Here is a 21,817-nt window from a genome sequence, read left to right on the forward strand (position 1 = left end):
CATACGCCGCAGGGCAGAGCAGGTCAAGGGCAAACACATGACAATGGCTTCATCCGTGAACGGCCTGCAGCCGGTCACGCCCACATGGAAAAAAACCTGGGCAGCCGGTAACCTTGCGCCTCCCTTTGCCATCACCCGGACCGTTCCATGCTGTTCAATCTCGCCGTATTGTTCGGCACCCTGGTGGCCATGGAGGGCGTTGGTACGCTGGCTCACAAGTACATCATGCATGGCTGGGGCTGGTGGCTGCACCGATCGCACCATGAGCCACACCTGGGCATGCTCGAAACCAACGACCTGTACCTGGTGGCCCTGGGGCTGATCGCCACGGCGCTGGTGGCGCTGGGCAAAAGTGGTTATGCGCCTTTACAGTGGGTAGGCGGTGGTGTGGCAGGGTATGGCGCACTGTATGTACTGGCCCACGACGGTTTCTTTCACCGGCATTGGCCGCGCAAGCCGCGGCCGGTCAACCGCTACCTGAAACGCCTGCACCGCGCACACCGCCTGCACCATGCGGTGAAGGGGCGCACGGGGAGCGTGTCGTTCGGGTTCTTCTATGCGCCGCCGCTGAAGGTGTTGAAGCAGCAACTGCGCAGCAGGCGCAGCCAATCGTGACGCATCCCCGGCACCTGCCGGGCATTGGGTGACGTCAGTTCACGGTTTCACCTTTGGGCTCTGCCGTCACATGCCCGCGGCTCACCCACCAGCCAAACCCGGCCGCAGTAAAGAACATGATCAAGCTGTACAACGCAGCGGGCACCGCCATGGTCGCGTTGTTCAGCAGCGAAGGGCTCAACGCCAGGGCAATCGCCAAGGTCCCGTTATGGATGCCAATTTCCATACCAATGGCAATCGCCTGGCGCTTGGGAATGCTCAACAACCGCGGCACCCAATAGCCCACCGTCAGGCTCAGCAAGTTGAACAGCAGCGCCGCCAGGCCCACCACCGGTGCGTACTCGACCACTGTCTGCCAGTCCTTGGCCAGTGCCAGGACGATGGTGAAGGCCAGGAACAGCGCAGCCACCAGCTTCATCGGCTTTTCCATGCGCGCAGCGAACGCCGGGGCAAAATGGCGAATCAGCATGCCCAGCGCCACCGGCAGCAAGACGATGGCGAACACCTGCATGACCTTGGCGAACTGCAGTGGAATAGCCTGGTCCGAGGCCATGAACCAACTCAGCGACAGGTTCACCAGCAACGGCATGGTCAGGATCGCGATCAGTGAGTTGACCGCCGTCAGGGTGATGTTCAACGCCACGTCACCGTGGGCCAGATGGCTGAACAGGTTGGCCGTGGTACCGCCCGGCGAAGCAGCCAGCAGCATCAACCCCACTGCCAGGGCAGATTCCAGGCCAAAGCCGTTGGCGATCAGGAAGCACACCAGCGGCAACAGCAGGATCTGGCACACCAGGCCCACCACCACGGGCTTTGGGTACTTCACCACGCGAGCGAAGTCAGCCAGGGTCAGCGACAACCCAAGGCCAAGCATGATGATGCCCAGTGCAAGCGGCAGAAACGCAGTGAGCAGGGGCGAGGCGGTCATGAGGGGGATCTCGGGCGAAGGATCTGAAGCAGTGTAGGTCGGCCTTGATTGATAGCTAATTGCAAAGGGCCAGCTCTTGGTAACCGTTTGTTACTACGTGCAGCGGCTGGCGAGGCTGCATGCCGCATTGCAGCAGGCATGCAGGCGAAGTAGCATTCCGTTTTTACCTTAGGATTAGCCTGATATGCCGTTCCAGCAAGGTCTGCTTGCCACCCCGGTGCCGGCCCACGCCCGTCACCTGTTCTTCACCCTGCAGTCGCCCGAGGCGTTGCCTGCCGCGCTGGATGCCTTGCTGCCGCAGGTCGATGGCAAACAGTTGCTGCTGGGCGTAGGCGCCCCGCTGGCCAAGGCCCTGGGCCGTGAAATACCAGGCCTGCGCCCGTTCCCGCTGCTGGATGCTGCAGTGGAGAACCCCAGCACCCAACACGCCCTGTGGCTGTGGCTGCGTGGCGACGAACGTGGCGACCTGCTGCTGCGCGCCCAGGCCCTGGAGCAGGCGCTGGCTCCCGCGCTGGGCCTGGCCGACAGCGTTGATGGCTTCCTGCACCGGGGCGGCCATGACCTTACCGGTTATGAAGACGGCACCGAAAACCCGGTAGACGAAGAGGCGGTGCAAGCGGCCATTGCCGCAGATGGCGCCAGCTTTGCCGCGTTCCAGCTGTGGAAGCACGACCTGCAATACTTCAAGTCGCTGCCCCAGGTAGACCAGGACAACATCATCGGCCGTCGCCTGAGCGATAACGAAGAACTCGACGACGCCCCCGAGTCCGCGCACGTCAAGCGCACCGCCCAGGAAAGCTTTGAACCTGAGGCGTTCATGGTCCGTCGCTCGGTAGCCTGGGCCGACCAACGCGGCGCCGGCCTGGCCTTTGTCGCGCTGGGCAAGAGTTTCGAGGCATTCGAAGTGCAGCTGCGGCGCATGAGTGGCCTGGAAGACGGCATCATCGACGGGCTGTACCGCTTTAGCCGCCCGCTGACGGGGGGCTACTACTGGTGCCCGCCAATGAGCGAGACGGGTGTCGATCTGAGCTCCTTGCTGCGGGCCTGATCTCTAAACATCCAGATACAGAAACACCCGCAGGCAAGGGACAGAGCGGCTAGGCTTGAAGATTTCCGATTCATGACGGGGGATTTTCCATGTACGCACGTCGTGAAGTCCTACGCGCAGGTGCAACATTGGGGTTGCTGGCCGCCGCCAGCCCTTGGCTGCACGCTGCCGTGCCGGCGGGTTTGCTGGCCCGTAAAGTCCCGTCCACCGGTGAAGCGTTGCCGGTGATCGGTGCCGGTACGTCGGGCAGTTTCGAGGTAGAAAGCGGTTCGCCCCAATACCTTCAGCTCAAAACGGTGCTGAAGGCATTTTTCGAAGGCGGCGGCCGGGTGATCGACACCTCGCCCAACTACGGGGGCGCCGACAGCATTCTCGGCCAGTTGCTGGAGGAGGGCGGCTGGCACCGCCAGTGCTTCCTGGCCACCAAGATCGCCGCCAATAGCCGGGCTGAAGCCCAAGCGCAGTGGGCCGGCAGCCTCAGGAGCCTGCGCACCGACAAGGTCGACTTGCTGCAGATTCACAACCTGCGCGACTGGCAGACCCAGCTGCCTTATGCCCGCGAGCTGAAGCAGCAGGGCGGCACGCGTTATGTCGGCATCACCCATTACCTGAACAGTGGCCACGACGACGTCGCGCGTATCGTGCGAAGCGAGCCGCTGGACTTCATCCAGATCAACTACTCGGTCAACGCCCCTGACGCTGCCCGTGAATTGCTACCGCTGTGCCAGGACAAGGGCGTTGCGGTGTTGATCAATCGGGCCTTCGACGATGGTCGGCTGTTCGCTCGGGTCAAGGGCCAGGCCTTGCCGGGCTGGGCCGCCGAAGCAGGCATCGGCAGCTGGGCACAGCTGTATCTCAAGTTCGCCATCAGCCACCCGGCAGTGACCACGGTCATCCCCGCTACCAGTCGGCCTGACCGCCAGCTCGATCAGCTCAAGGCCGGGCATGAGCCAATGCTCACCCCGGCGCAGCAACAGGCGCTGATCACGCAGTTTGCCTGAGATGATGCAAGCCTGGCGGCGGCGCCTGGACCAAGGGCTGAACATCCAGCCTGGTGAGGGGCCGGCGGTCATCGCCGGCTTGCTGCTGTTCTACCTGCTGTTCACCGGTTACTTCATGCTGCGCCCGGTGCGCGAAACCCTGGGCGTTGCCGGTGGCGTGGAAAACCTGCAGTGGCTGTTCACCGGCACCTTCATTGCCACGTTGGCGTGCCTGCCGCTGTTTGGCTGGCTGGCCTCCAGGGTGCAGCGCAGGCATATCCTGCCTTGGACTTATGGTTTTTTCGCCAGCAACCTGTTGCTGTTCGCGGCACTGTTGGCCGGTAACCCTGACGATCTCTGGACCGCCCGGGCGTTCTATGTCTGGCTGTCGGTGTTCAATTTGCTGACGATCTCGCTGGCCTGGAGCGTGCTTGCCGATCTGTTTTCTACCGCCCAAGGCAAGCGGCTGTTCGGCCTGCTGGCAGCCGGGGCCAGCCTGGGTGGGCTCAGTGGCCCCCTGCTTGGCACCCTGCTGGTGGCGCCGCTCGGCCATGCCGGGTTACTGGTGCTGGCGGCGGTATTTCTGCTGGGCAGTATCGGCGCGACACTGTTCCTGCAACGCTTGCGAGCCCGTCAACCCATTGCGATGCAAACCGAACATCAGGACGCGCGGCCACTGGGTGGCAACCCGTTTACCGGCGCCACCGCCGTCCTGCGCTCGCCCTATCTGCTAGGCATCGCTTTGTTCGTGGTATTGCTGGCCAGCGTCAGCACATTCCTGTACTTCGAGCAGGCGCGTATTGTCAGCGAAACCTTCACGGACCGCACCCGACAGACACAGGTGTTCGGCCTGATCGACACGGTTGTGCAGGCCCTGGCCATCCTCACCCAGGTCTTTCTTACCGGGCGCCTGGCCCGTCGGCTGGGTGTCGGTGTGTTGCTGGTTGCAGTGCCGCTGGTCATGGCTGCCGGCTTCTTGTGGCTGGCACTGGCCCCGGTGTTTGCCCTGTTCGTGGTGGTGATGGTGGTGCGCCGGGCAGGTGAATACGCACTGGTACGGCCAGGGCGGGAGATGCTGTTCACCGTGCTGCCCGCCGAGGACAAGTACAAAGCCAAGAACTTCATCGACACGGTGGTCTACCGTGGCGGCGATGCGCTGAGCGGCTGGGTCAAGCGTGGGTTGGACGTGATGGGCGAGCACCCGCAATTGGCGATGCTGATCGGCGCGCTGCTTGCCGTGGGTTGGGCCGCGACGGGTGGCTGGCTGGGCCGGCGCCAGGCGCGCATGGATCGCCCGCCGCACCACTGACACGCGCACCAAATACGGCGATGCCGCTTATTTAACGCCACCGGTCCGAACCTCTCGTAATAAAGCGAATCTGCCGATATCGCCGAACTCCGAATCTGTGTACGGCATCTTGCCGTGCATTCCGAAGTCATATGAGGTTTGAACACCATGGCCACTAAAGACAACAGCCGCACCGGCAATCAACAAGGCAGCCAAGGCGGTAACAAGAACCCGGGCAATTTCGCCAATGACCGTGAAAAAGCTTCCGAAGCCGGTCGCAAGGGCGGCCAGTCCTCGGGCGGCAACATGCCCCACGACCGCGAGTCGGGCCACAAGGGCGGCCGTTCGTAACTGACCAAGGCGCAGTGCCGGGGCGACCTGGCACTGCAATTATCCAAGGGGGTACTCCATGCGACTGACTCCACTGATCATCCTGATGGCGGCGCTGAGCTTGGTCGGCGGCTGTTTCGACCGCGACAATGACCACCCCGGCAAAGATTCCGACCCCAGCAAGCCTTCGCTGCAGATGCAGCAACCGGATACCCAGCCTGCACCGCAGCCTGCGCCCGACCCCGAGCCGATGCCGGGGCAGAAGCCGAGCCAGTAAGTAGACAAGGAGCACGGCATGACGGTGATGAACCGCAATACTGCAAGCGCTGCGCAAGTGGCCGCCGAGTCGACCAGTCTGCGAAAACGCTATGAAACAATGCTCGCAGGGCAGGATGCTGGCAGCGCCTCATGGCTCGAGGAACAACTGGCGGGTGCCGCAAGCATGCCGGACGACTTGCCCGACACACCGTCCGAGTTGCCGGCCTGGAGCAGAAAGCATACTGCCAAGGTTGCCGAGGCCTATACCCGTTACCTGGCACAACGCCGTCAAGGCATGCCACGCCGTTACTTTTCCAACCGCGCCCACGCATTGTGGTTCCTGCAACAGGTTGCGCCGACCAAGGCCGTCGACGGCGCCTGGCTACAGGGCACCCTTCATCACTGGCGCGATCCACGTTACCACGGGCTGATTCGCACTTACCTGGAAGAGCTCGGCAACGGCGACCCACGCTGCAACCATGTGCTGATCTATCAGCGTCTGCTTGGTCGCCTGGGTTGCGTAGAGGCCATGCCCCTGGATGACACGCGATATCTGCAAGGGGCCCTGCAACTTGCCCTGGGGCAGCATTGCGACACTTACCTGCCAGAGGTGGTTGGCTACAACCTCGGTTATGAGCAGCCACCGCTGCATCTGCTGATCACCACGTACGAGCTGGCCGAGCTGGGCATCGACGGGCAGTATTTTCAGCTGCACGTGACCATCGACAATGCCGCCAGCGGCCACGCGCGCCTGGCAATCCAGTCATTGAACCAGCTAAGCCCCCCGCGTGACCCCCTGGGGTTCTACGCGAGGGTGCGCCGCGGCTACCGTCTGAATGACCGGGGTATCGCCACGCCAGACCTCATCCGCCAATTCGACCTGCAAGGCGAACTGTTCGCAGCCTTGGAACGCAAGCGGGTATACGGCCAGTTCATGCATGCCGACCATTGCCGCCTGCAGCAGCGCACGATCAATCAATGGCTGGCCGAACCCGGCGCCATGCCCGCATTCGTTGCCGCATTGCAGGCCCATGGCTGGATCCGCAGAGGGCAGCCGCCAGCTAACAGCCGCTGGTGGACGCTGATCGAGGGGCCGTCTGCGGCGATGTTCGGTGTATTCAACGCCTATGAAAAACAGCTTTGGCATGACTGGATCGCCGACGACTGGCGGCCGTCCATCCGCCGCGTGGCCCCTGGCAGTTGGGGGCTGCCGGAGGTGCATGAGGAAATACCCGACGACGCCTTGAATGTGGCCCCCGAGGCCTTGATCCAGCGGATGGCTGGCAACCGCCACGCCACGCCGGACGGTCTGTCTGCCACGCGCGCCTACATGCGCGTAACCGGGCTGCGCCAGGAGGAACCGCGTTGATGATGCTCGCACTCAGGCAAATCGAGGCAGACCAGGCGTTGCTGCAACTGGGACAGCGCCTGCGTGCCGATGGATACCGCTTTACCTGCGTAACGCCCGCCACCCACGCGCGCGTCAATGCCCGCGAGGGCTGCGGGCAGGCCAGCACCCTGCGCGATGTATTCGGCTGGAGCCGACCTTTCGACCCCGGTTTGCTGTCGGCAGATCAGTTGCAGTTGCTCGAACGCGCGCAGGCGTTAGTTGCGCAGGGTGAACTGCTGACCAGCACGGTACGCTGGTCCAGCCTGGATGAATTTCTGTTGCTGCATTCGGCGTTTCCAACCGACACCAGCGATGCCGTGTTCTTCGGCCCGGACAGTTACCGCTTTGCCCAGGTCATCCGCGATCACCTCCAGCACTGCCCCGAGCGGGTCGAGCATGCAGTGGATATCGGCTGTGGCAGCGGGGTGGGCGCCTTGCTGATTGCCCGCGCCGCCCAGCACGCACAGGTCAGCGCCGTTGACATCAACCCCCTGGCACTGCGCTATACGGCAATCAATGCAGCCCTGGCGGGTGTGAGTAACCTGTCGGTCGAGCCCAGCGACTTGCTGGACGGTATCAGCGGCACGTTCGACCTGATCGTTGCCAACCCGCCCTACATGCTTGACCCCAACGCCCGCCTGTACCGTCACGGCGGAGGCGCGCTAGGCGTCGACCTGTCGCTACGTATCGTGGAGCAGGCTCGCGATCGGCTGAGCCGCCACGGTACGTTGCTGCTATACACAGGCGTGGCCATTGTCGAAGGCCGCGATGCCTTGCTCGAAGCCATCCGCCTGCGCCTGGCCGGTCCGCAATGGGCCTGGGTGTATCGGGAAATCGACCCCGACGTATTTGGCGAGCAACTGACAGAGCCGGGCTACGAACAGGTCGAGCGCATCGCCGCCGTGGCGCTCACCGTTACCCGCAGCCGCTGAGGCAGCATGATCCGGCCCTGTACGTTCGGCATCGAGGAAGAGTACCTGCTGGTGAAACTGGGCTCGGGTCAGGTTCCGGCCACACCGTCACCCGCGGTGATGGGGCGCTGCCGTGAAGCACTTGGCCGCTATTTCGCCCAGGAAATGTTCCGCAGCCAGATCGAGCTGGCGTCGCCGGTGTTCACCAACCTGTATGAAGCACGTGAGTTTTTCCAGCGCAGCCGTCAGCGGCTGCGCGTGGCATTGGCCGAAGAGGGGATGGGGCCATACGCTGCGGCAAGCCACCCCTGCGCCGCGTGGCTGCTGCAGAAGCCCGCGGCACAAGGGCACTATAAGCAGCTGTTCGATGACTACCGCCATGTGGCAAGGCGTAGCCTGCTCAATGGCCTGCATGTGCACGTTGGCGTGCCGCCAGCTTGTGACCGCATGCAACTGATCAATCGCCTTTTGCCCTGGTTACCGTTTTTGCTGGCGTTGAGCACTTCGTCGCCCCTGTGGGCTGGCCAGCCTACCGGGTACATGAGCTATCGCCGTGTGATCTGTGGTGAGTGGCCGCACATGGGCTTGCCCGAAGCGTTGCCGGACTGGGCCGCCTATGAACGCTACCGTACCCTGTTGCAGCGAACCGGTGCACTGGCTGCCGATGGCGACCTTTGGTGGGCAATCCGGCCTTCGCGGCGCTATCCGACAGTGGAGTTGCGCATCTGCGATGGCTGCCCGAATCTGGAAGACGTTCTGTGCATTGCAGCACTGTTTCGCCACCTGGTTGAACACAGCATTGCCTACCGCCATGACTCGCTACCCTGCAGCCGCGAATTGCGCTGGATCGCCCAGGAGAACTACTGGCGTGCCATGCGCCATGGGCGCCACGCACAATTCATAGGTTGTCACGAGCAGCAGCCGGTCACGGCGCAAGGCTGGCTCGCCCAACTGCAGGCCCAGATACCCATAGACAGCGCGGACGCCGAGCGCGCCTGCCAGCACGCCCTGCACGTGCTGCGCCATGGTACCCATGCCGATCAGCAATTGCGCTGCCTGGCACAGGCCAGGGCAGACGGGCTTGGCAAAGGGCAGGCGCTACGCGCCGTGGTGGCTGCCGGGACTTGCATTTAGCCCGGGTTGACCGACAATGGCCGCGCCCTTTGCAGCCACTCGGAAACACCTGCTCCATGATGCTGATCAAGCAATTCCCCGACATTTCCCTGAATGACACGCTGTTCGTCTTTGCGCTTGAGGCCGAGGCTGGCGATGTCTTTACCGAGGTGAACACCGTGTTCACCGGCATTGGCAAGGTCAATGCCGCAATCGCCCTGACCAAGGCGATCGCCACGCGCAGGCCCAAGCTTATCGTCAACCTGGGCTCGGCTGGCAGCCAGCGTCATGGCAAGGGCGAAGTCGTGTGCTGTAACCGCTTCGTACAACGCGACATGGATGTGACCGCGCTGGGCTTTGCCCGCTATGAAACGCCCTTGTCCGATACCCCGGTGATACTCGAACACGGGGCGGCAATACCCGGCCTGGCTGTGGAAACCTGTGGCAGCGGTGACAGCTTCGAGATCAACCATGGCGACGCACCTTACGACGTGGTCGACATGGAAGCCTACGTGCTGGCATTGATCGCGCGTGACGAAGGTATTCCGTTCGTGTGCCTGAAATACATCTCCGATGATGCCGGCAGCGAAGCCGCGGGGGATTGGGCGGTGCAAGTGCACTTGGCGGCCGAAGCGTTCAAGCGGGTGTTGTTCAGCCAGGCGTGACGGTTGCCGCAGGGCAGGGCAGCTAAACCTTTGTCGCCCGGTGCAGTCACTTCTGGTATCAGCAGGCAACCCTGGGAGCACCCTCATGGCTCGGGCAATCTGGAAAGGCGCCATCAGTTTTGGCCTTGTGCACATCCCCGTGGCACTGAATACCGCCGTGCGCACCGAGCGCGTGGACTTCGACTGGCTGGACAAGCGCAGCATGGAGCCGGTCGGCTACAAGCGGGTGAACAAGGTGACCGGCAAGGAAATCGACAAGGACAATATCGTCAAGGGCGTAGAGTTCGAGAAGGGCCGCTATGTGGTGATCAGTGAGGAGGAGATCCGCAAGGCCCGGCCGGAAGCGACCCAGACAATCGACATCTTTTCCTTTGTGGAAGCGGGCGATATTCCGCTGCAGCATTTCGATACGCCGTACTACCTGACCCCGGACCGCCGTGGCGGCAAGGTGTACGCCTTGCTGCGCGAGACGCTGGAAAAGACCGGCAAGGTGGCACTGGCCACCGTGGTATTGCATACCCGGCAGCACTTGGCGCTGCTGCGGCCTCTGGACCATGCGCTGGTGATGATCACCTTGCGCTGGCCTGAAGAGGTGCGCGGGCTGGAAACGCTGGAGCTGGATGCCAGCGTGACCGATAGCAAGGTGGAGAAGCGTGAGCTGGAGATGGCCAAGCGCCTGGTAGAGGACATGAGCGGGCCCTGGAAGCCTGAGGATTATCATGACGCCTTCCGCCAGACGATCATGGACCTGGTGGAAGAGAAGGCCAGCAAGGGCAAGATCGAGGCGGTGGAGAAGGGCGACGCAGGAGGGGCCGAGAAAGGTGCGGACATCCTCGACCTGACCGAACTGCTCAAGCGCAGCCTGGGTGGCAAGAAACCGGTGAAGAAGACGCGAAAGGCTTCATGAACACGGCCAATGCCATTGAGTTCAAGACTGCGCCTGCAACCCAGCCAGGTAATCACCAAACCCCTCGCGGGCGCGGCTGTCACGTCGACTGCTGGTGGCCACACTATGCCTGGCGGTCCAGACGATCTGGGCGCCGCTGGCCTGCAGGTCACTGACCAGTTGCACATCTTCATGCGCCGCCAGGGGCTGAAAGCCACCCACACGCTCATAGGCATCGGCACATACCCCCAGGTTTGCGCCGTGCACATGCCGATGCCCTTCACACGCCTGGTAGCGGCTCTGGTAGAGCTTGCGCAGCGCGGCTGTCTGCCAGGGTTGCCAGTACTCGACATGCACGGTGCCGCAAACCACCTCGGCGCTACAGGCCAACTGCGACAGCAGCCAGTGCGCCGGGACCTGGCTGTCCGCATCGGTGCACGCCAACCACGTGGCGCCCCGCTCGACCATGTGCGCCGCGCCCACGCGACGTGCCATGCCGACATTACCGGCATCCACCTCCAGTAGGTGTACGCCGAAACGCCGCGCCACGGCGGCGCTGCCGTCACTGCAGCGGTCCAGTACCACCAGCACTTCCACGTGCATTCCCGCATGCTGCGCCTGCTGGGCAGCGATCAGCACTGCCCGCAGGCATCGCCCAAGGCGGCGGGCTTCATTATGTGCAGGGATGACAACGGCAATCATGGGCACGTCTCGTCGAGGTCGACAACGCTTGGCTGGCATGACCAGTACTCCAGCAAGAAGTCCGCCTCCTCATGGCGGAACTGCTGATGCAACGGCAAATGCCGGGTCAACAGGCGGTGCACGTCGCGACCGTCCTGCGGGCAACCCGCGATAGGGTGCTTCCAGTGGCAGGCCAGTAACGCGCCGTCGTAGGTAAGGCTGGCCACCGATTGTTCGATCACCTGCAGCCAGTCGGTAGGATCAAGGTAGTAACCCACCTCGCTGAGCACGATCAGGTCAAAGCGGCCGCCCGGCCAGTCCCCCGGTAACCGGGCCCGTTCGACCAAGGCATTGTGCACGTGAGCCAGGCGTTCGCGGGCCAGGCCTACGGCCGTCGGGTCCAGGTCCTGGCACAGCAGTTCGGCGCAACGCTCGGCCAGCAACGCACTGAGCTCGCCATTTGCGCAGGCTGGCTCGAACACGCGCTGGTAGCACTGGCGTGGCAGGCTGGCCATCACCAGCTCGCGTTTGCGCTTCTCGTACCAGCGGGTGCGAAAGGCCCAAGGGTCTTCATGGGTGGCGTATAGCTCGGCAAAATACTGTGGATCGAGGCTCATGACAGCTCCATTCAAAGAAACACCAGTTCGAAAGGTTGCAGAAGGCAATCCAGCAGGTGCGGCGGTAGCACCGGCGGCTGCTCGCCGTCCGGCTGCAGCTGGCTGACGTGGGCGGCCAAGGCCTTGCGCTTGCGTGCCAGACGGCTTTCATCGAGCTGCACGCGGTGCGCACGGGGCCATGGCAGGCGCGGGTCGTCAGGCTCAGCCCAGTGCCAGGCCCAGACCGGTACCTCAGCCAATTGCACCCCACGGGCTGCAGCCGCCTGCGCAGCGGCGCGGCCGACGACCTCGTGATCGCAATGGCCATCACTGCGCCAGGTGGCCATCAGCAGGTCATTGGGGCGAAGTAACTGCGTGAGGTGACTGGCCAGAAACGCTTCTTCGCGCGGCAGCTGGCCGTCCTTCAGATGGAGCCTGCGCCAGTCCAGGCGCTCAAGGTCAAGGTCGAGCTGTTGCAGGGCCTGTCGGCTTTCCTGGGGGCGCTGGCGGCGCAAGCGATGTTCGGTCCAGTGGCTGGAGCCGGGGTGGCTGCCTTCGCCGTCGGTGGCGGAGATCAGCACCAGCTCGTCCTCGCGCCCTTTGAAGCCTGCCAGCAGGCCGCCAGCCATGAGAATTTCGTCATCCGGGTGCGGCGCAATCAATACCAGCCGGCGCCCCGGCGGGCACAGTTGGCGTGAATCGAGCCAGGTTGCACGCGCCAGGTGCGCGCTATGCTGCCAGGCTGTCCAGGGCGTGCCACCGGCGGACTGGATCAGGTTCTGGTTCATAGCTGCCATACCCCCGCTGGCAAGTGGGCCAACTGCTGGCCCAGCATCGCCAGATCGCGCTCGGCATGGCTCTGACGCAGGAACACCGGCAGGTCGGCGCTCAGCCGGGCAAAATGACTGCTGCGACAGAACGGCGTGGCCCCCAAGGCACGCCCGACGTGGCTGATGACCTGCTCTACGGCCTGTTCTACCTGGGCGCGGGTGCGGCGAACTTCGAAACTGGCATCCACACCGGGCTGCTGATCGATCCAGGCAGCACATTCACGCAGTGATGCACGGGCGCCATGCAACGCAGCGTCCACAGCCCCCAGATGCGCATCGGCATGCGGGTCTGGGCGGGGTTTGCGGCAATGTTCACGCAGGTAATCCGCCAGCGCCTCGGCCGCGCCGTACCAGCAGGCAGCGATACCTGCACCGCCTTGCCAGAAGCCAGGGCGCGAGAGGTATTGGCCCGGCGCGCCGATGAGCGTGCCTGGGGTATCGTTGAACGCCACCTCGACACTGGCGGTAGTGGCCATGCCAACGGCCTGCCAGTGCTCGATGTTCAGGCCCTGGCTCGGCTGTGACAGCTCGATTGCCACCAATTGCGGCTGCTCGGCCTCATCCCAGGCAGTAATCAGCGCTCGATCGATCTGCAAGGCACCGGAACACCAGGCCTTGGTGCCACTCAGGTGCACCTGGTCGCCTTCACGCGCAGTGATGTGGACTCGCGCATCGGGCGGCTCTGCCGCCCATACGCCCCAGATGCCGTCGTTGGCGTGGTGCGCTGCGCCGCATTCCGCCAGGATCGCCAAGGCATCGGTATGGCCCTCGTAGAGCTTGGCCAGTGCCAGGTCACAGCCGGCCACCCGTGCCAAGGTCTGCCAGCGACGCAAGGTGTTGCCTTGCCCCGGCAACGGTAGCAGGTCGAGGTGATCAGCTTGCAGCGCCTGGATCAGTTGCGGCAATTGGGTATCGAGGTTGAGCGGTAGCTGGCGTTCGCCAAAGGCGCGTAAAAGGCGGTCAAGGGTGGTCAGGTTGAAGTCCTGAACGATGCTCATGGGCGTGGCTCCCGGGTCGTGTCCAATCGCAGGGGCGTCATCATTCGAGCCCTAGCTGCTTGCGCATGCGCGCGGTGATCGACTGGCGTACCTTGCCCATGTCGGCCCAAGGGTCGTCGACCTCCGCCAGGCGCTCGCGCAGGTTGGTGATGTTCCATTGGTTGGCGGCTTTGATGTGCGCCAGTTCATCACGCCAGATAGGCACCGATACAGGCAGCCCCTCACGGGCACGCAGTGAGTAGGCGCACGCCGTGGTGGCGCCCTTGCCATTGCGCAGGTAGTCGATGAAGATGCGTCCCACGCGATTTTTTGGCCCCGACACCGCGCTCAGGCGCTCCGGAAACAGCTTGGCCAGGTAACTGACGATGGCGTGGCTGAAGTCCTTGACCTCGTCCCAGCCGGCTCGCCGGGTCAAGGGCACAACCACGTGAATACCCTTGCCACCACTGGTTTTCAGGAACACCTTCAGGCCCAGTTCGTCCAGCAGGGTGAGGGCCAGCTGGGTCGCCTCCACCATCGCCTTCCAGGGCAGCGCAGGGTCAGGGTCCAGGTCGAGCACGAAACGGTCCGGTTTGTCGAAATTCTTGTCCGTGGCGTTCCAGGTGTGCAGTTCCAGCATGTTCATCTGCACCGCGCCCAGCAGCGTGTCCGGGCGATTGATGACCATCGCCGCCTGGCCTGCCTCGGCCTTTTCGTAGCTGAGTACGTTGGGTATATGCAGCTGGCCCGCGTTTTTCTGGAAGAACAGCTCTCCGCCCAAGCCGTCCGGGGCGCGCACCAATGCCACCGGGCGGTGCTTGAGCTGGGGCAGGATCCACTGGCTGATGCCGGCGTAATACTCGGCGACCTCGCGCTTGGTCACACCCGTGGTGGGATCGATGACCCGGTCGGGGTGGGTCAGCCGCAGTTCACCCAGGTTCTCAGACGCCTTGGCCTGCTTGTTGCGGTTGGATACAGTTTTTGCGGGCATGGCGCGCTCCAGGTCAATGGCGGTTGCCGCCTTGTCATCGCGCAGGCCGTGGAACACCGAATGGCGCACGATGCCGTCACGGGTCATCTGGGCAAAGGCGACTTCAGCCAACAACTGCGGCCGCAGCCAGTGCACACCACGCGCTTCGGCTCCGGCGGGCGGCGAGGGCAGGGCAGGGCTGGCGATTTCCAGGGGCTTGAGCCGGGCATGGATGCTGGCCAGTGTCGTGGTATTGAAGCCGGTACCAACCTTCCCGGCATAGCGCAGCTCGCCACTGTCATTGTCGTGCAGGGCCAGCAGCAGGGCACCGAAGCCGCTGCGGCTGCCTTTGGGGTCGGTGTAGCCGACAATCACGAATTCCTGGCGTTGCTTGCACTTGAGCTTGATCCAGTCCGGGCTACGGCGGCCGCTGTAGACACTGTCAGCTCGCTTGCCGATCAGGCCTTCCAGCTTCAGCCGGCAGGCACTGTCGAGCAGTGAGTCGACAGGTTGGTCGAAGTCGGCGGAATATTTGATGACGTCGGAATGGTTGTGCTCAAGCAGTTGGCGCAATGTCTCGCGGCGGTGCTGCAGCGGTAGCTGTCGCAGGTCCTGACCGCCCAGAAATGGCAGGTCGAACAGGTAATAGGTGATGTATTCGTCGTGCTCGGTATCGAAGGCATTCTGCAACGCCTGGAAGTCAGCCATGCCATTCTCATCAGCCACCACCATTTCGCCATCGAGCCAGGCCGAGTCGATACCGAGCGCGCGCAAGGCGGCAACCTGCCGGGGCATCTTGCTGCTCCAGTCATGGCCGTTGCGGGTGAACAGGCGGATGTCCTGGCCCTCGATGCGGGCCAGGATACGGTAGCCATCGAACTTGACTTCGTAGCGCCAGTCACCGCTGGGGGGAGCGTCCACCAGCGTTGCCAGCTGTGGCTGTAGCTGTGCTGGCAAGTGTGCCGTTTGAACGTTGCCGGGGCGTTTACGGCTGCTGCGCGGTGTTGCGGCTTTGGGTGCAGCGGGTTTGCGTGGCACCAGCGTGCGCTCGCTGAGCACGCTGTCGGGCAGGGCCTCGACAATGCTGTACTCGGATTCGCTGCGCGCCTGGGCGTCGTGCGACTTGACCAGCATCCATTGCTCTTTCTTGCCGGCCAGGTGGGTGCGGAACAGGTTCCACACGCCGCCTAGCTTCTCGCCTTGCAGGCGGAAACGCAGCTTGCCTTTGGCGTAGGCTTCATGCGCATCGCCTTCAGGCTCCCAGACACCGCGGTCCCAGACGATCACATCGCCTGCACCATAGTGGCCTTCAGGGATACGCCCCTCGAAATCGGCGTAGTCCAACGGATGGTCCTCCACATGCACTGCCAGGCGGCGCACTTTGGGGTCCAGCGATGGGCCTTTGGGGATCGCCCAGCTTTTCAGGGTGCCGTCGAGCTCGAGGCGGAAGTCGTAGTGCAGGTGACTGGCGTCGTGCTTCTGGATGCAGAACTGCAGCGCATGGGCCCGCTTGCCACGTTTGCGTTTGCCGCTGGGCTCGGGCGTGGCGTTGAAGTCGCGCTTGCGCGCATATTCCTGCAGGGGCTTGGCCATGGCGGGCTCCGGGCAGATCACAGTCTCTAAGGTGGGAGGTGCCGGCCGAGGCGGTAGTTCAAAAAACTCTGAATCTTCCGTGAGCGGGTGCAGTCGACCGAATGAAGCCACCTGATGGAGAACGCACATGACCCGACCCGATGCACCTAAGCCATACACCCCCACCGAAATTGATGACACCGAAGACCGCATGGGCAGCGTGCATGAGCTGGATTTCGATGAACGCCTGGATGAGCGCGAAGGGCGTGTGGGCGACGAACGACCCGCCGCCGAGGTCGCCCGTGAGTTCCCACCCCAGCGCGTGGCACACAGTGGCATGACCGGCGGCGAGGCGCTGAGTGACAGCCTGCATGAGGACAATGTCACCTATGACGATTTGAGCCCGGGCACCCTGCTGGACGAAACCGGTGCCCGCGACCCCCACGAACCGGGCGGCAGTGACGGCCCGGCAGACCAGCGTCTGCGCGAGGTGGATGCCGATGAGATCGGTGGCGGCATTGGCCTGGACGAGGCCGAACTGGCCCGATCCGCGCCGCTGGACGGGGTGCCCTGGACCGATGATGTGATAGACGACGAGGAGAGCAAGCCATGAACGACCAACGCTGCGCGTGTACGCACTGCTCCTGCACGGTGGATGCCAATGCCTTGCAGCGCGACGGCAAGGCCTATTGCTGCGAGGCCTGCGCCAGCGGCCACCGCAAGGGTGAGCCATGCCGGATGCAGGACTGCCATTGTGGTGAAAAGCCGGGCGAGAGCGCGGTGGACAATGCGCTGGATGAAACTTTTCCAGCGAGTGATCCGATTTCACCCTGAAGCCAGTAGGCGGGCAGCCCTTTCACCCGATCGCCCAGTCCTTTGGGCCTCGGGTGTTGCGCGGAGTTGGTTTCTTGGCGCGCCCCCCCGTAGGAGCGGGTTTACCCGCGAACACCGGCAAAGCCGGTGCCATGCAACGTGCTGCCTGCTTCGCGGGTAAACCCGCTCCTACATTTACGGCGCATGGCTCGCGCCGGGTTGGTTTCTTGGCGCGCCCCCCCGTAGGAGCGGGTTCACCCGCGAACACCGGCAAAGCCGGTGCCACGCAGCCAGCTCCAGCGCACACGGCCCCTTTCAGGTCTGAGCAGGCTTGTCGCGCCGGCGCATGGCTTTGGCGCGCTTTTCCAGGATCAGGTAGGTCACCACTGCCAACAGCAGCGGAATCAGGTAGTACAACGTGCGGTAGCCGAGCAGGGCAGCCACCAGCGTGCCCTGGGCCATCTGCCCGTGCAGCAGGGCCAGAAACACCGCTTCCAGCACGCCCAGCCCCGCAGGAATATGCGCCACCACACCGGCCACGCAACTGATCAGCAGGATGCCGAGAATCGATGGGTAGAACGCTTCACCCGGCAGCAACCAGAAGATCAGCAGCGCCATCAGTGCCCAGTTGCTGGCACCCAGCGCCACCTGGCACAGCGCCAGACGCAGCGAGGGCAGCGTCACTTCGTGGTCGCGCCAGCACCAGGTGCGCTTCTTGGCGAAACCACAGGCCAGCAGGTAGCCGCCCGCAATCGCCAGCAACAGCAGGCCGATCAGGCGCAGGCCTGTAGTGCCCACCGCCCAGTTGCCGGGCATCTCGACCAGGCCCAGGGCAAATACGGTGCCGGCCAGCAGCATATAGCCCATCCAGTTGGTCAACAGCCCCAAGGTGAGGATTCGTGTAATGGTCGCGGTATCCAGGCCCAGTCGGCCGTAGAGTCGGTAGCGCAAGGCAACCCCGCCTACCCAGGTCGTGAAGTTGAGGTTGAAGGCGTAGCACACGAACGCGACTGGCAGGACTTGCCGGACAGGTAGCGTATGGCCCGTGTAAGCCCGGGCCAGCAGGTCGTAACTGGCGAACGCGAGGTAGCTGCTCAACGCGATCGCCAAGCCGATAGCAAGGGTGCCAGGCTTGTAGGCCAGCAAAGACTGGCGCACTTCGTTCCAGTCCAGGTTGCGCGCCAGCAGGTACAGCAGCACAGGGATCAGGATCAGAAACGCGAGCGTGAACACGCGTTTGCCCCAGGTCTGCCAGCTTTTGCGCGCCATCAGGAGTTGCCCTCGTGCAAGTTGCCCTGGGGTTCGGCTTCCGGCTGCACCGAGCGTAAACGCTGCCGGTGCGCAGGGAACCAACCCGCAATGCGGGGGAAGTGGCGGATCACGTGGAAGCACACGAAGATCAACGGTGCTCGCCACCAGTAGCCGCGAATCATGCGCTCCAAGGTCACCGGTTTGCATTGCTCGCTGGCCAGTGCGTGCAAATGCTGGTGCAGTTGCTGGTTGAAGGCCCGATCACGAATGAACAGGTTGGCCTCCAGGTTGAACGACAGGCTCAAGGGGTCGAGGTTGCTGGAGCCAACGGTGGCCCATTGGTCGTCCACCAGTGCCACCTTGCCGTGCAACGGCCGCTGGCAATACTCATGAATCTTCACGCCGTCGCGCAGCAGGTAGTTGTACAGCAGGCGCGACAATGCACGGACCCAGCGCATGTCGGGCTGGCCCTGCAAGATCAACCGAACCTCCACGCCACGCCGGGCCGCGTTGCGCAGCTCACGCATCAGTCGGTAGCCTGGAAAGAAATACGCATTGGCGACCACAATGCGTTGCCGGGCTTTACGAAACGCCTGAAGGTAGTGTGCCTCGATATCGGTGCTGCGCATGCCGTTGTCACGCTCGATCAACACCGCACTGCTGCTTCCGGCGGGCTCGGTAACCGGGCGTACTGCACTGGGGGGCTGCAGCACGGGAGACATCAGGCGCTTACTGGCTGCATGGACCTGCGCCACGACCGGCCCAGTGACCTCCACGGCATAGTCCTGCTTGGCCATGGCACCAAAGTCGCCTAAATGGTCGGCGCTGTAGTTGATACCGCCGATGAAGGCCCGCTCACCATCGACCACCACGATCTTGCGGTGCAAACGGCGAAACAGGTTGGTGCGCATGCCCAACAACAGGGGCTGTGGATCGAACGCGTGAAAGCTTACACCCGCGTCGGTCATCGCTGAAATGAACTCAGCCGGCAGCTCGGCTGTGCCGTAGCCATCCGCGGCCACTTCCACGCGTACTCCGCGCCGGGCAGCCTCGATCAACACCTGCTGCAATTGCTTGCCCACTTTGTCGTCGAAGATGATGAAGGTTTCCAGCAATATTTCTTCCCGCGCCTGGGCCATGGCCTCGAACACGCGGGGGTAGTACTGCTCGCCATTGATCAGCAACTGCACACTGTTGCCATCTACCCAAGGTCGGTTCACAGGTTGATCTCCGCAGCCAGTGGTACGTGGTCGGACAAATGCGACCACGGGTATTTGGACAGCACCTGGGCAGCCCCCGGCATCGCGTTTCGCAAGTAGATGCGGTCCAGGCGCAACAACGGCAGGCGCGCGGGAAAACTGCGCGCCGGGGTGCCGAAGGCTTCTGTCAGGTGTTCGCTGAGCACCGCGTCCGCCTTCAGCCGCCAGTCGTTGAAGTCGCCGGCGATGATGACCGGCGCGTTGGGCGGCAGGCTGGCCAGCAGGTCCAGCATCAGCTTCACCTGGCGCTGCCGGTGTGCTTCGCGCAGGCCCAGGTGTACGCATACCGCATGCACCTCGTCATGGCCCGGCACCTCCAGCTGGCAATGCAGCAGGCCACGCTGTTCATTGCCCTGCACCGACACATCCAGGTTGTTGAAGCGGCTGATGGGGAATTTCGACAACAGCGCGTTGCCGTGGTCGCCATGGGGATACACCGCATTGCGGCCATAGGCGAACTGCGGCCACATGCTGTCGGCCAGAAACTCGTACTGCGGCGTTTCGGGCCAGGCAGGGTGGCGCAGGGCATGCTGCTGATGACTGCCGTGCACCTCTTGCAAAAACACCAGGTCGGCGCCGGTGGCCCGTACGGCCTCGCGCAACTCGGGCAAAATGAAGCGCCGGTTGAAGAAGGTGAAGCCTTTGTGCACGTTCAGCGTCAACACATTGAGCCGGCGTACAGCGGTCACCTTGTCGATGATGCAGCGTGGGGCGGGCAGGGGCTTGTTCACAAGGCCACCTCCGGCACCACGCCTGGCTCGGTCATCAGCTCATGGTCCAAGGACAGCTTTTCCAGCAAGCGCCTGGCGTCGTATGGCGCGTGCACCTTCTGGTCATTGTCGAAGTAGCAGTACACATCCCGTGCCGCACACCGAGGCGGCGGCCCCGGCACGATCAGGCGGGCATCGTCCGCCTGCTTAACTTCACTCCATTGTTGGATACGCTGCTTCCAGCGCCGCAGCGCGCGTGCGGTATATCCGCTGCTGTACAGCTCCACGTCCCCGTGCAGGCGCATGTAGACGAAGTCGGCGGTCACATCTTCGACACAGGGCCATTTGCCGGCGCTGTCGGCCACTACCAGCGCCACGCGATGCTTGCGTAACAGCTTGATGAAGGCTTCGCAGAGGAAACTCTCGTGGCGAATTTCGACGGCGTGGCGCAATCGAGCATTGCCCTTGATGGCAAGGCTGCCATTACCCTTCAGGCGCTCGGCGCAGCCTTGGGCGCGTTCAAGGGCCGCTTTGCGGGTGTGTGGCAGCAGCGCCAGAAACCGGGCAAAACGGTTTTCATCGAACTTCATGTTGGGAGGGAACTGCCACAGGAACGGCCCGAGCTTTTCGCCCAACAGCAGCGGCCCGGAGGCGAAAAAATTGGCCACTGGCTCTTCGATGTCCTTCAGCCGCCGCACATGGGTGATATAGCGCGGCCCCTTGACCGCGAACACGAAGCCGTCCGGCGTTTCTTCACGCCAGCCCAGATAGCGCTCGGGCGTTTGCAGGCTGTAGAACGAGCCATTGATCTCGATGCTGTTCACCGCCCGTGAAGCGAATGCCAGTTCATCGTCCTGTCTCAGGCCTTTGGGGTAGAAGTCCTTGCGCCAGGGGCCATAGCGCCACCCGGAGATACCGATGCGAATATCGCTCACGCTGCCGTCCTCACTGCCGGTTCCTTGTTCGGTCGCTCTGAAAGTGCGACCGGCAAAGGCCGGCGAGGGTTCACAACGCTTGACCAACGGAAATGCTGACGCCGAGTTGAACTTTGCGGCAGCTGGCGTCTCCACCGCATACCCGTTTCCTGGCAGGGTGCCCGGATGACATTCGAGCCTTTCTCCCACTGCCAGATGGCCGGGCTGGGCGACGATGTGCAAAAGCACAAGCAATGACCTGCCACCCGCGGAGGCAAGCATGGCCAGACATATCATCCACTTCACCGGGCCGATCAATTCGTCTACCTGCGGCAACCTGATCACGACCTGCTCACGGGCATTGCAACAGGGTGCCGAGCTTCTGCAACTGAACATCGCCACCATGGGCGGCGAATGCAGCTATGGCTTCACCCTGTACAACTTTCTGCGGGGGTTACCCGTGGAGGTGCATACCCACAACCTGGGTACGGTGGAATCCATGGGCAATATCCTCTTCCTTGCCGGAGCGCGACGCACGGCTTGCAGTTTCAGCAAGTTTCTTTTCCACCCGTTTCATTGGACCTTGCATGGTTCGGTGGACCATTCGCGGATGTCCGAGTATGCGATGAGCCTGGATTACGACCTGCGCCTGTATGCGCAGATCGTGGCCGAGCGCACGAAAGGCGCGGCCGAGGTCCTGGATGTACCGCGCTATCTAATGGCCTATCCAAGGATACTGGCGCCGCGGGAGGCGCTGGAAAACGGAATGATCCATGCCATCGACGAGATGCCGATCGCGTCAGACGCCGTTCAGTGGAGTGTGCACGCCTAG

Annotated in this window: 23 protein-coding genes and 1 pseudogene; 14 read left to right on the forward strand and 10 right to left on the reverse strand. The window is 63.2% G+C overall.

Going from position 1 to position 21,817, the window contains the following annotated elements:
* Positions 1-147: 147 nt before the first annotated feature.
* Complete coding sequence (locus tag AA098_RS14070; protein ID WP_004576241.1) at positions 148-615, forward strand: sterol desaturase family protein; 468 nt, start codon at positions 148-150, stop codon at positions 613-615.
* Between the two features lie 34 nt (positions 616-649).
* On the opposite strand, the gene AA098_RS14075 is transcribed toward AA098_RS14070, so the two are convergent.
* Complete coding sequence (locus AA098_RS14075) at positions 650-1,543, reverse strand: bile acid:sodium symporter family protein (RefSeq protein ID WP_004576240.1); 894 nt, start codon at positions 1,541-1,543, stop codon at positions 650-652.
* A gap of 184 nt (positions 1,544-1,727) precedes the next feature.
* Here AA098_RS14075 and AA098_RS14080 point away from each other — a divergent pair, with 184 nt between their 5' ends.
* The 10 genes and pseudogenes from AA098_RS14080 to AA098_RS14125 all read left to right on the forward strand — a co-directional run bounded on the left by AA098_RS14080 (position 1,728) and on the right by AA098_RS14125 (position 10,433).
* Entirely contained in the window at positions 1,728-2,591 is an 864-nt protein-coding gene (locus AA098_RS14080) for a Dyp-type peroxidase (protein WP_004374450.1), read from the forward strand.
* An 89-nt stretch (positions 2,592-2,680) separates the two neighbouring features.
* The gene (locus tag AA098_RS14085) at positions 2,681-3,592 is read left to right on the forward strand and encodes an aldo/keto reductase (protein WP_060545110.1); all 912 of its coding nucleotides are present in this window, start codon (positions 2,681-2,683) and stop codon (positions 3,590-3,592) included.
* 4 nt (positions 3,593-3,596) lie between these two features.
* Positions 3,597-4,880, forward strand: coding sequence for an NTP/NDP exchange transporter (locus AA098_RS14090; RefSeq protein WP_064615195.1), 1,284 nt, complete (start codon positions 3,597-3,599; stop codon positions 4,878-4,880).
* Between the two features lie 204 nt (positions 4,881-5,084).
* A pseudogene (locus AA098_RS14095) lies at positions 5,085-5,210 on the forward strand (general stress protein); the annotation flags it as partial.
* A gap of 58 nt (positions 5,211-5,268) precedes the next feature.
* Complete coding sequence (locus AA098_RS14100) at positions 5,269-5,466, forward strand: hypothetical protein (RefSeq protein WP_060545108.1); 198 nt, start codon at positions 5,269-5,271, stop codon at positions 5,464-5,466.
* A gap of 18 nt (positions 5,467-5,484) precedes the next feature.
* Positions 5,485-6,816, forward strand: coding sequence for an iron-containing redox enzyme family protein (locus AA098_RS14105; protein WP_060545107.1), 1,332 nt, complete (start codon positions 5,485-5,487; stop codon positions 6,814-6,816).
* Positions 6,816-7,769: a class I SAM-dependent methyltransferase gene (locus AA098_RS14110; RefSeq protein WP_060545105.1), complete on the forward strand. Its 954-nt coding sequence runs from the start codon at positions 6,816-6,818 to the stop codon at positions 7,767-7,769. The genes AA098_RS14105 and AA098_RS14110 overlap by 1 nt, the downstream gene beginning before the upstream one ends.
* A gap of 6 nt (positions 7,770-7,775) precedes the next feature.
* Entirely contained in the window at positions 7,776-8,882 is a 1,107-nt protein-coding gene (locus AA098_RS14115) for a carboxylate-amine ligase (protein WP_060545103.1), read from the forward strand.
* Between the two features lie 56 nt (positions 8,883-8,938).
* Entirely contained in the window at positions 8,939-9,526 is a 588-nt protein-coding gene (locus AA098_RS14120) for a nucleoside phosphorylase-like protein (protein WP_004576233.1), read from the forward strand.
* Between the two features lie 85 nt (positions 9,527-9,611).
* Positions 9,612-10,433, forward strand: coding sequence for a Ku protein (locus AA098_RS14125; protein ID WP_004576232.1), 822 nt, complete (start codon positions 9,612-9,614; stop codon positions 10,431-10,433).
* Positions 10,434-10,454: 21 nt separating this feature from the next.
* Here AA098_RS14125 and AA098_RS14130 read toward each other — a convergent pair whose 3' ends face one another.
* Genes AA098_RS14130 through ligD form a run of 5 tightly spaced genes read right to left on the reverse strand, consistent with a single transcriptional unit; the run spans position 10,455 to position 16,059 of the window.
* Complete coding sequence (locus tag AA098_RS14130; RefSeq protein ID WP_054888307.1) at positions 10,455-11,114, reverse strand: glycosyltransferase family 2 protein; 660 nt, start codon at positions 11,112-11,114, stop codon at positions 10,455-10,457.
* Positions 11,111-11,710 (reverse strand): bifunctional 2-polyprenyl-6-hydroxyphenol methylase/3-demethylubiquinol 3-O-methyltransferase UbiG, encoded by a 600-nt coding sequence (locus AA098_RS14135; protein WP_004576230.1) that lies wholly within the window; start codon positions 11,708-11,710, stop codon positions 11,111-11,113. Before AA098_RS14135 ends, AA098_RS14130 begins: the two co-directional genes overlap by 4 nt.
* A gap of 11 nt (positions 11,711-11,721) precedes the next feature.
* Positions 11,722-12,477, reverse strand: a complete 756-nt coding sequence (locus AA098_RS14140; RefSeq protein WP_004374473.1) for a PIG-L deacetylase family protein — start codon at positions 12,475-12,477, stop codon at positions 11,722-11,724.
* Positions 12,474-13,517 carry an acyl-CoA dehydrogenase family protein gene (locus AA098_RS14145; RefSeq protein ID WP_004374475.1) on the reverse strand — a complete coding sequence of 348 codons (1,044 nt, stop codon included), beginning with the start codon at positions 13,515-13,517 and terminating at the stop codon, positions 12,474-12,476. Before AA098_RS14145 ends, AA098_RS14140 begins: the two co-directional genes overlap by 4 nt.
* 40 nt (positions 13,518-13,557) lie before the next feature.
* The gene (ligD, locus tag AA098_RS14150) at positions 13,558-16,059 is read right to left on the reverse strand and encodes a DNA ligase D (RefSeq protein ID WP_064614445.1); all 2,502 of its coding nucleotides are present in this window, start codon (positions 16,057-16,059) and stop codon (positions 13,558-13,560) included.
* Between the two features lie 127 nt (positions 16,060-16,186).
* On the opposite strand from ligD, the gene AA098_RS14155 reads away from it, so the two are divergent.
* Together AA098_RS14155 and AA098_RS14160 are read left to right on the forward strand one after the other, a co-directional pair.
* Positions 16,187-16,651: a hypothetical protein gene (locus AA098_RS14155; RefSeq protein ID WP_004374478.1), complete on the forward strand. Its 465-nt coding sequence runs from the start codon at positions 16,187-16,189 to the stop codon at positions 16,649-16,651.
* Positions 16,648-16,872: a metallothionein gene (locus tag AA098_RS14160; protein ID WP_004576227.1), complete on the forward strand. Its 225-nt coding sequence runs from the start codon at positions 16,648-16,650 to the stop codon at positions 16,870-16,872. The genes AA098_RS14155 and AA098_RS14160 overlap by 4 nt, the downstream gene beginning before the upstream one ends.
* 294 nt (positions 16,873-17,166) lie before the next feature.
* Here AA098_RS14160 and AA098_RS14165 read toward each other — a convergent pair whose 3' ends face one another.
* The 4 genes from AA098_RS14165 to AA098_RS14180 are packed head-to-tail and all read right to left on the reverse strand — an operon-like array spanning position 17,167 to position 21,141.
* Positions 17,167-18,120 carry a lysylphosphatidylglycerol synthase domain-containing protein gene (locus tag AA098_RS14165; protein ID WP_004374481.1) on the reverse strand — a complete coding sequence of 318 codons (954 nt, stop codon included), beginning with the start codon at positions 18,118-18,120 and terminating at the stop codon, positions 17,167-17,169.
* Entirely contained in the window at positions 18,120-19,322 is a 1,203-nt protein-coding gene (gene clsB / locus AA098_RS14170; RefSeq protein WP_004374483.1) for a cardiolipin synthase ClsB, read from the reverse strand. Before clsB ends, AA098_RS14165 begins: the two co-directional genes overlap by 1 nt.
* The gene (locus tag AA098_RS14175; protein WP_004374485.1) at positions 19,319-20,092 is read right to left on the reverse strand and encodes an endonuclease/exonuclease/phosphatase family protein; all 774 of its coding nucleotides are present in this window, start codon (positions 20,090-20,092) and stop codon (positions 19,319-19,321) included. The genes clsB and AA098_RS14175 overlap by 4 nt, the downstream gene beginning before the upstream one ends.
* Entirely contained in the window at positions 20,089-21,141 is a 1,053-nt protein-coding gene (locus AA098_RS14180; protein ID WP_064614447.1) for a DUF72 domain-containing protein, read from the reverse strand. The genes AA098_RS14175 and AA098_RS14180 overlap by 4 nt, the downstream gene beginning before the upstream one ends.
* Before the next feature lie 124 nt (positions 21,142-21,265).
* Here AA098_RS14180 and AA098_RS14185 point away from each other — a divergent pair, with 124 nt between their 5' ends.
* The gene (locus tag AA098_RS14185) at positions 21,266-21,817 is read left to right on the forward strand and encodes an ATP-dependent Clp protease proteolytic subunit (protein WP_014862002.1); all 552 of its coding nucleotides are present in this window, start codon (positions 21,266-21,268) and stop codon (positions 21,815-21,817) included.

This window comes from Pseudomonas sp. JY-Q (assembly GCF_001655295.1).
GTDB lineage: Bacteria > Pseudomonadota > Gammaproteobacteria > Pseudomonadales > Pseudomonadaceae > Aquipseudomonas > Aquipseudomonas alloputida.

What these genes read in the sequence shown, in the direction of transcription:
- AA098_RS14070 (WP_004576241.1), top strand. Translation starts at nt 148, where the DNA reads ATGCTGTTCAATCTCGCCGTATTGTTCGGCACCCTGGTGGCCATGGAG.
- AA098_RS14075 (WP_004576240.1), bottom strand. Translation starts at nt 1,543, where the DNA reads ATGACCGCCTCGCCCCTGCTCACTGCGTTTCTGCCGCTTGCACTGGGC.
- AA098_RS14080 (WP_004374450.1), top strand. Translation starts at nt 1,728, where the DNA reads ATGCCGTTCCAGCAAGGTCTGCTTGCCACCCCGGTGCCGGCCCACGCC.
- AA098_RS14085 (WP_060545110.1), top strand. Translation starts at nt 2,681, where the DNA reads ATGTACGCACGTCGTGAAGTCCTACGCGCAGGTGCAACATTGGGGTTG.
- AA098_RS14090 (WP_064615195.1), top strand. Translation starts at nt 3,597, where the DNA reads ATGCAAGCCTGGCGGCGGCGCCTGGACCAAGGGCTGAACATCCAGCCT.
- AA098_RS14100 (WP_060545108.1), top strand. Translation starts at nt 5,269, where the DNA reads ATGCGACTGACTCCACTGATCATCCTGATGGCGGCGCTGAGCTTGGTC.
- AA098_RS14105 (WP_060545107.1), top strand. Translation starts at nt 5,485, where the DNA reads ATGACGGTGATGAACCGCAATACTGCAAGCGCTGCGCAAGTGGCCGCC.
- AA098_RS14110 (WP_060545105.1), top strand. Translation starts at nt 6,816, where the DNA reads ATGATGCTCGCACTCAGGCAAATCGAGGCAGACCAGGCGTTGCTGCAA.
- AA098_RS14115 (WP_060545103.1), top strand. Translation starts at nt 7,776, where the DNA reads ATGATCCGGCCCTGTACGTTCGGCATCGAGGAAGAGTACCTGCTGGTG.
- AA098_RS14120 (WP_004576233.1), top strand. Translation starts at nt 8,939, where the DNA reads ATGATGCTGATCAAGCAATTCCCCGACATTTCCCTGAATGACACGCTG.
- AA098_RS14125 (WP_004576232.1), top strand. Translation starts at nt 9,612, where the DNA reads ATGGCTCGGGCAATCTGGAAAGGCGCCATCAGTTTTGGCCTTGTGCAC.
- AA098_RS14130 (WP_054888307.1), bottom strand. Translation starts at nt 11,114, where the DNA reads ATGATTGCCGTTGTCATCCCTGCACATAATGAAGCCCGCCGCCTTGGG.
- AA098_RS14135 (WP_004576230.1), bottom strand. Translation starts at nt 11,710, where the DNA reads ATGAGCCTCGATCCACAGTATTTTGCCGAGCTATACGCCACCCATGAA.
- AA098_RS14140 (WP_004374473.1), bottom strand. Translation starts at nt 12,477, where the DNA reads ATGAACCAGAACCTGATCCAGTCCGCCGGTGGCACGCCCTGGACAGCC.
- AA098_RS14145 (WP_004374475.1), bottom strand. Translation starts at nt 13,517, where the DNA reads ATGAGCATCGTTCAGGACTTCAACCTGACCACCCTTGACCGCCTTTTA.
- ligD (WP_064614445.1), bottom strand. Translation starts at nt 16,059, where the DNA reads ATGGCCAAGCCCCTGCAGGAATATGCGCGCAAGCGCGACTTCAACGCC.
- AA098_RS14155 (WP_004374478.1), top strand. Translation starts at nt 16,187, where the DNA reads ATGACCCGACCCGATGCACCTAAGCCATACACCCCCACCGAAATTGAT.
- AA098_RS14160 (WP_004576227.1), top strand. Translation starts at nt 16,648, where the DNA reads ATGAACGACCAACGCTGCGCGTGTACGCACTGCTCCTGCACGGTGGAT.
- AA098_RS14165 (WP_004374481.1), bottom strand. Translation starts at nt 18,120, where the DNA reads ATGGCGCGCAAAAGCTGGCAGACCTGGGGCAAACGCGTGTTCACGCTC.
- AA098_RS14185 (WP_014862002.1), top strand. Translation starts at nt 21,266, where the DNA reads ATGGCCAGACATATCATCCACTTCACCGGGCCGATCAATTCGTCTACC.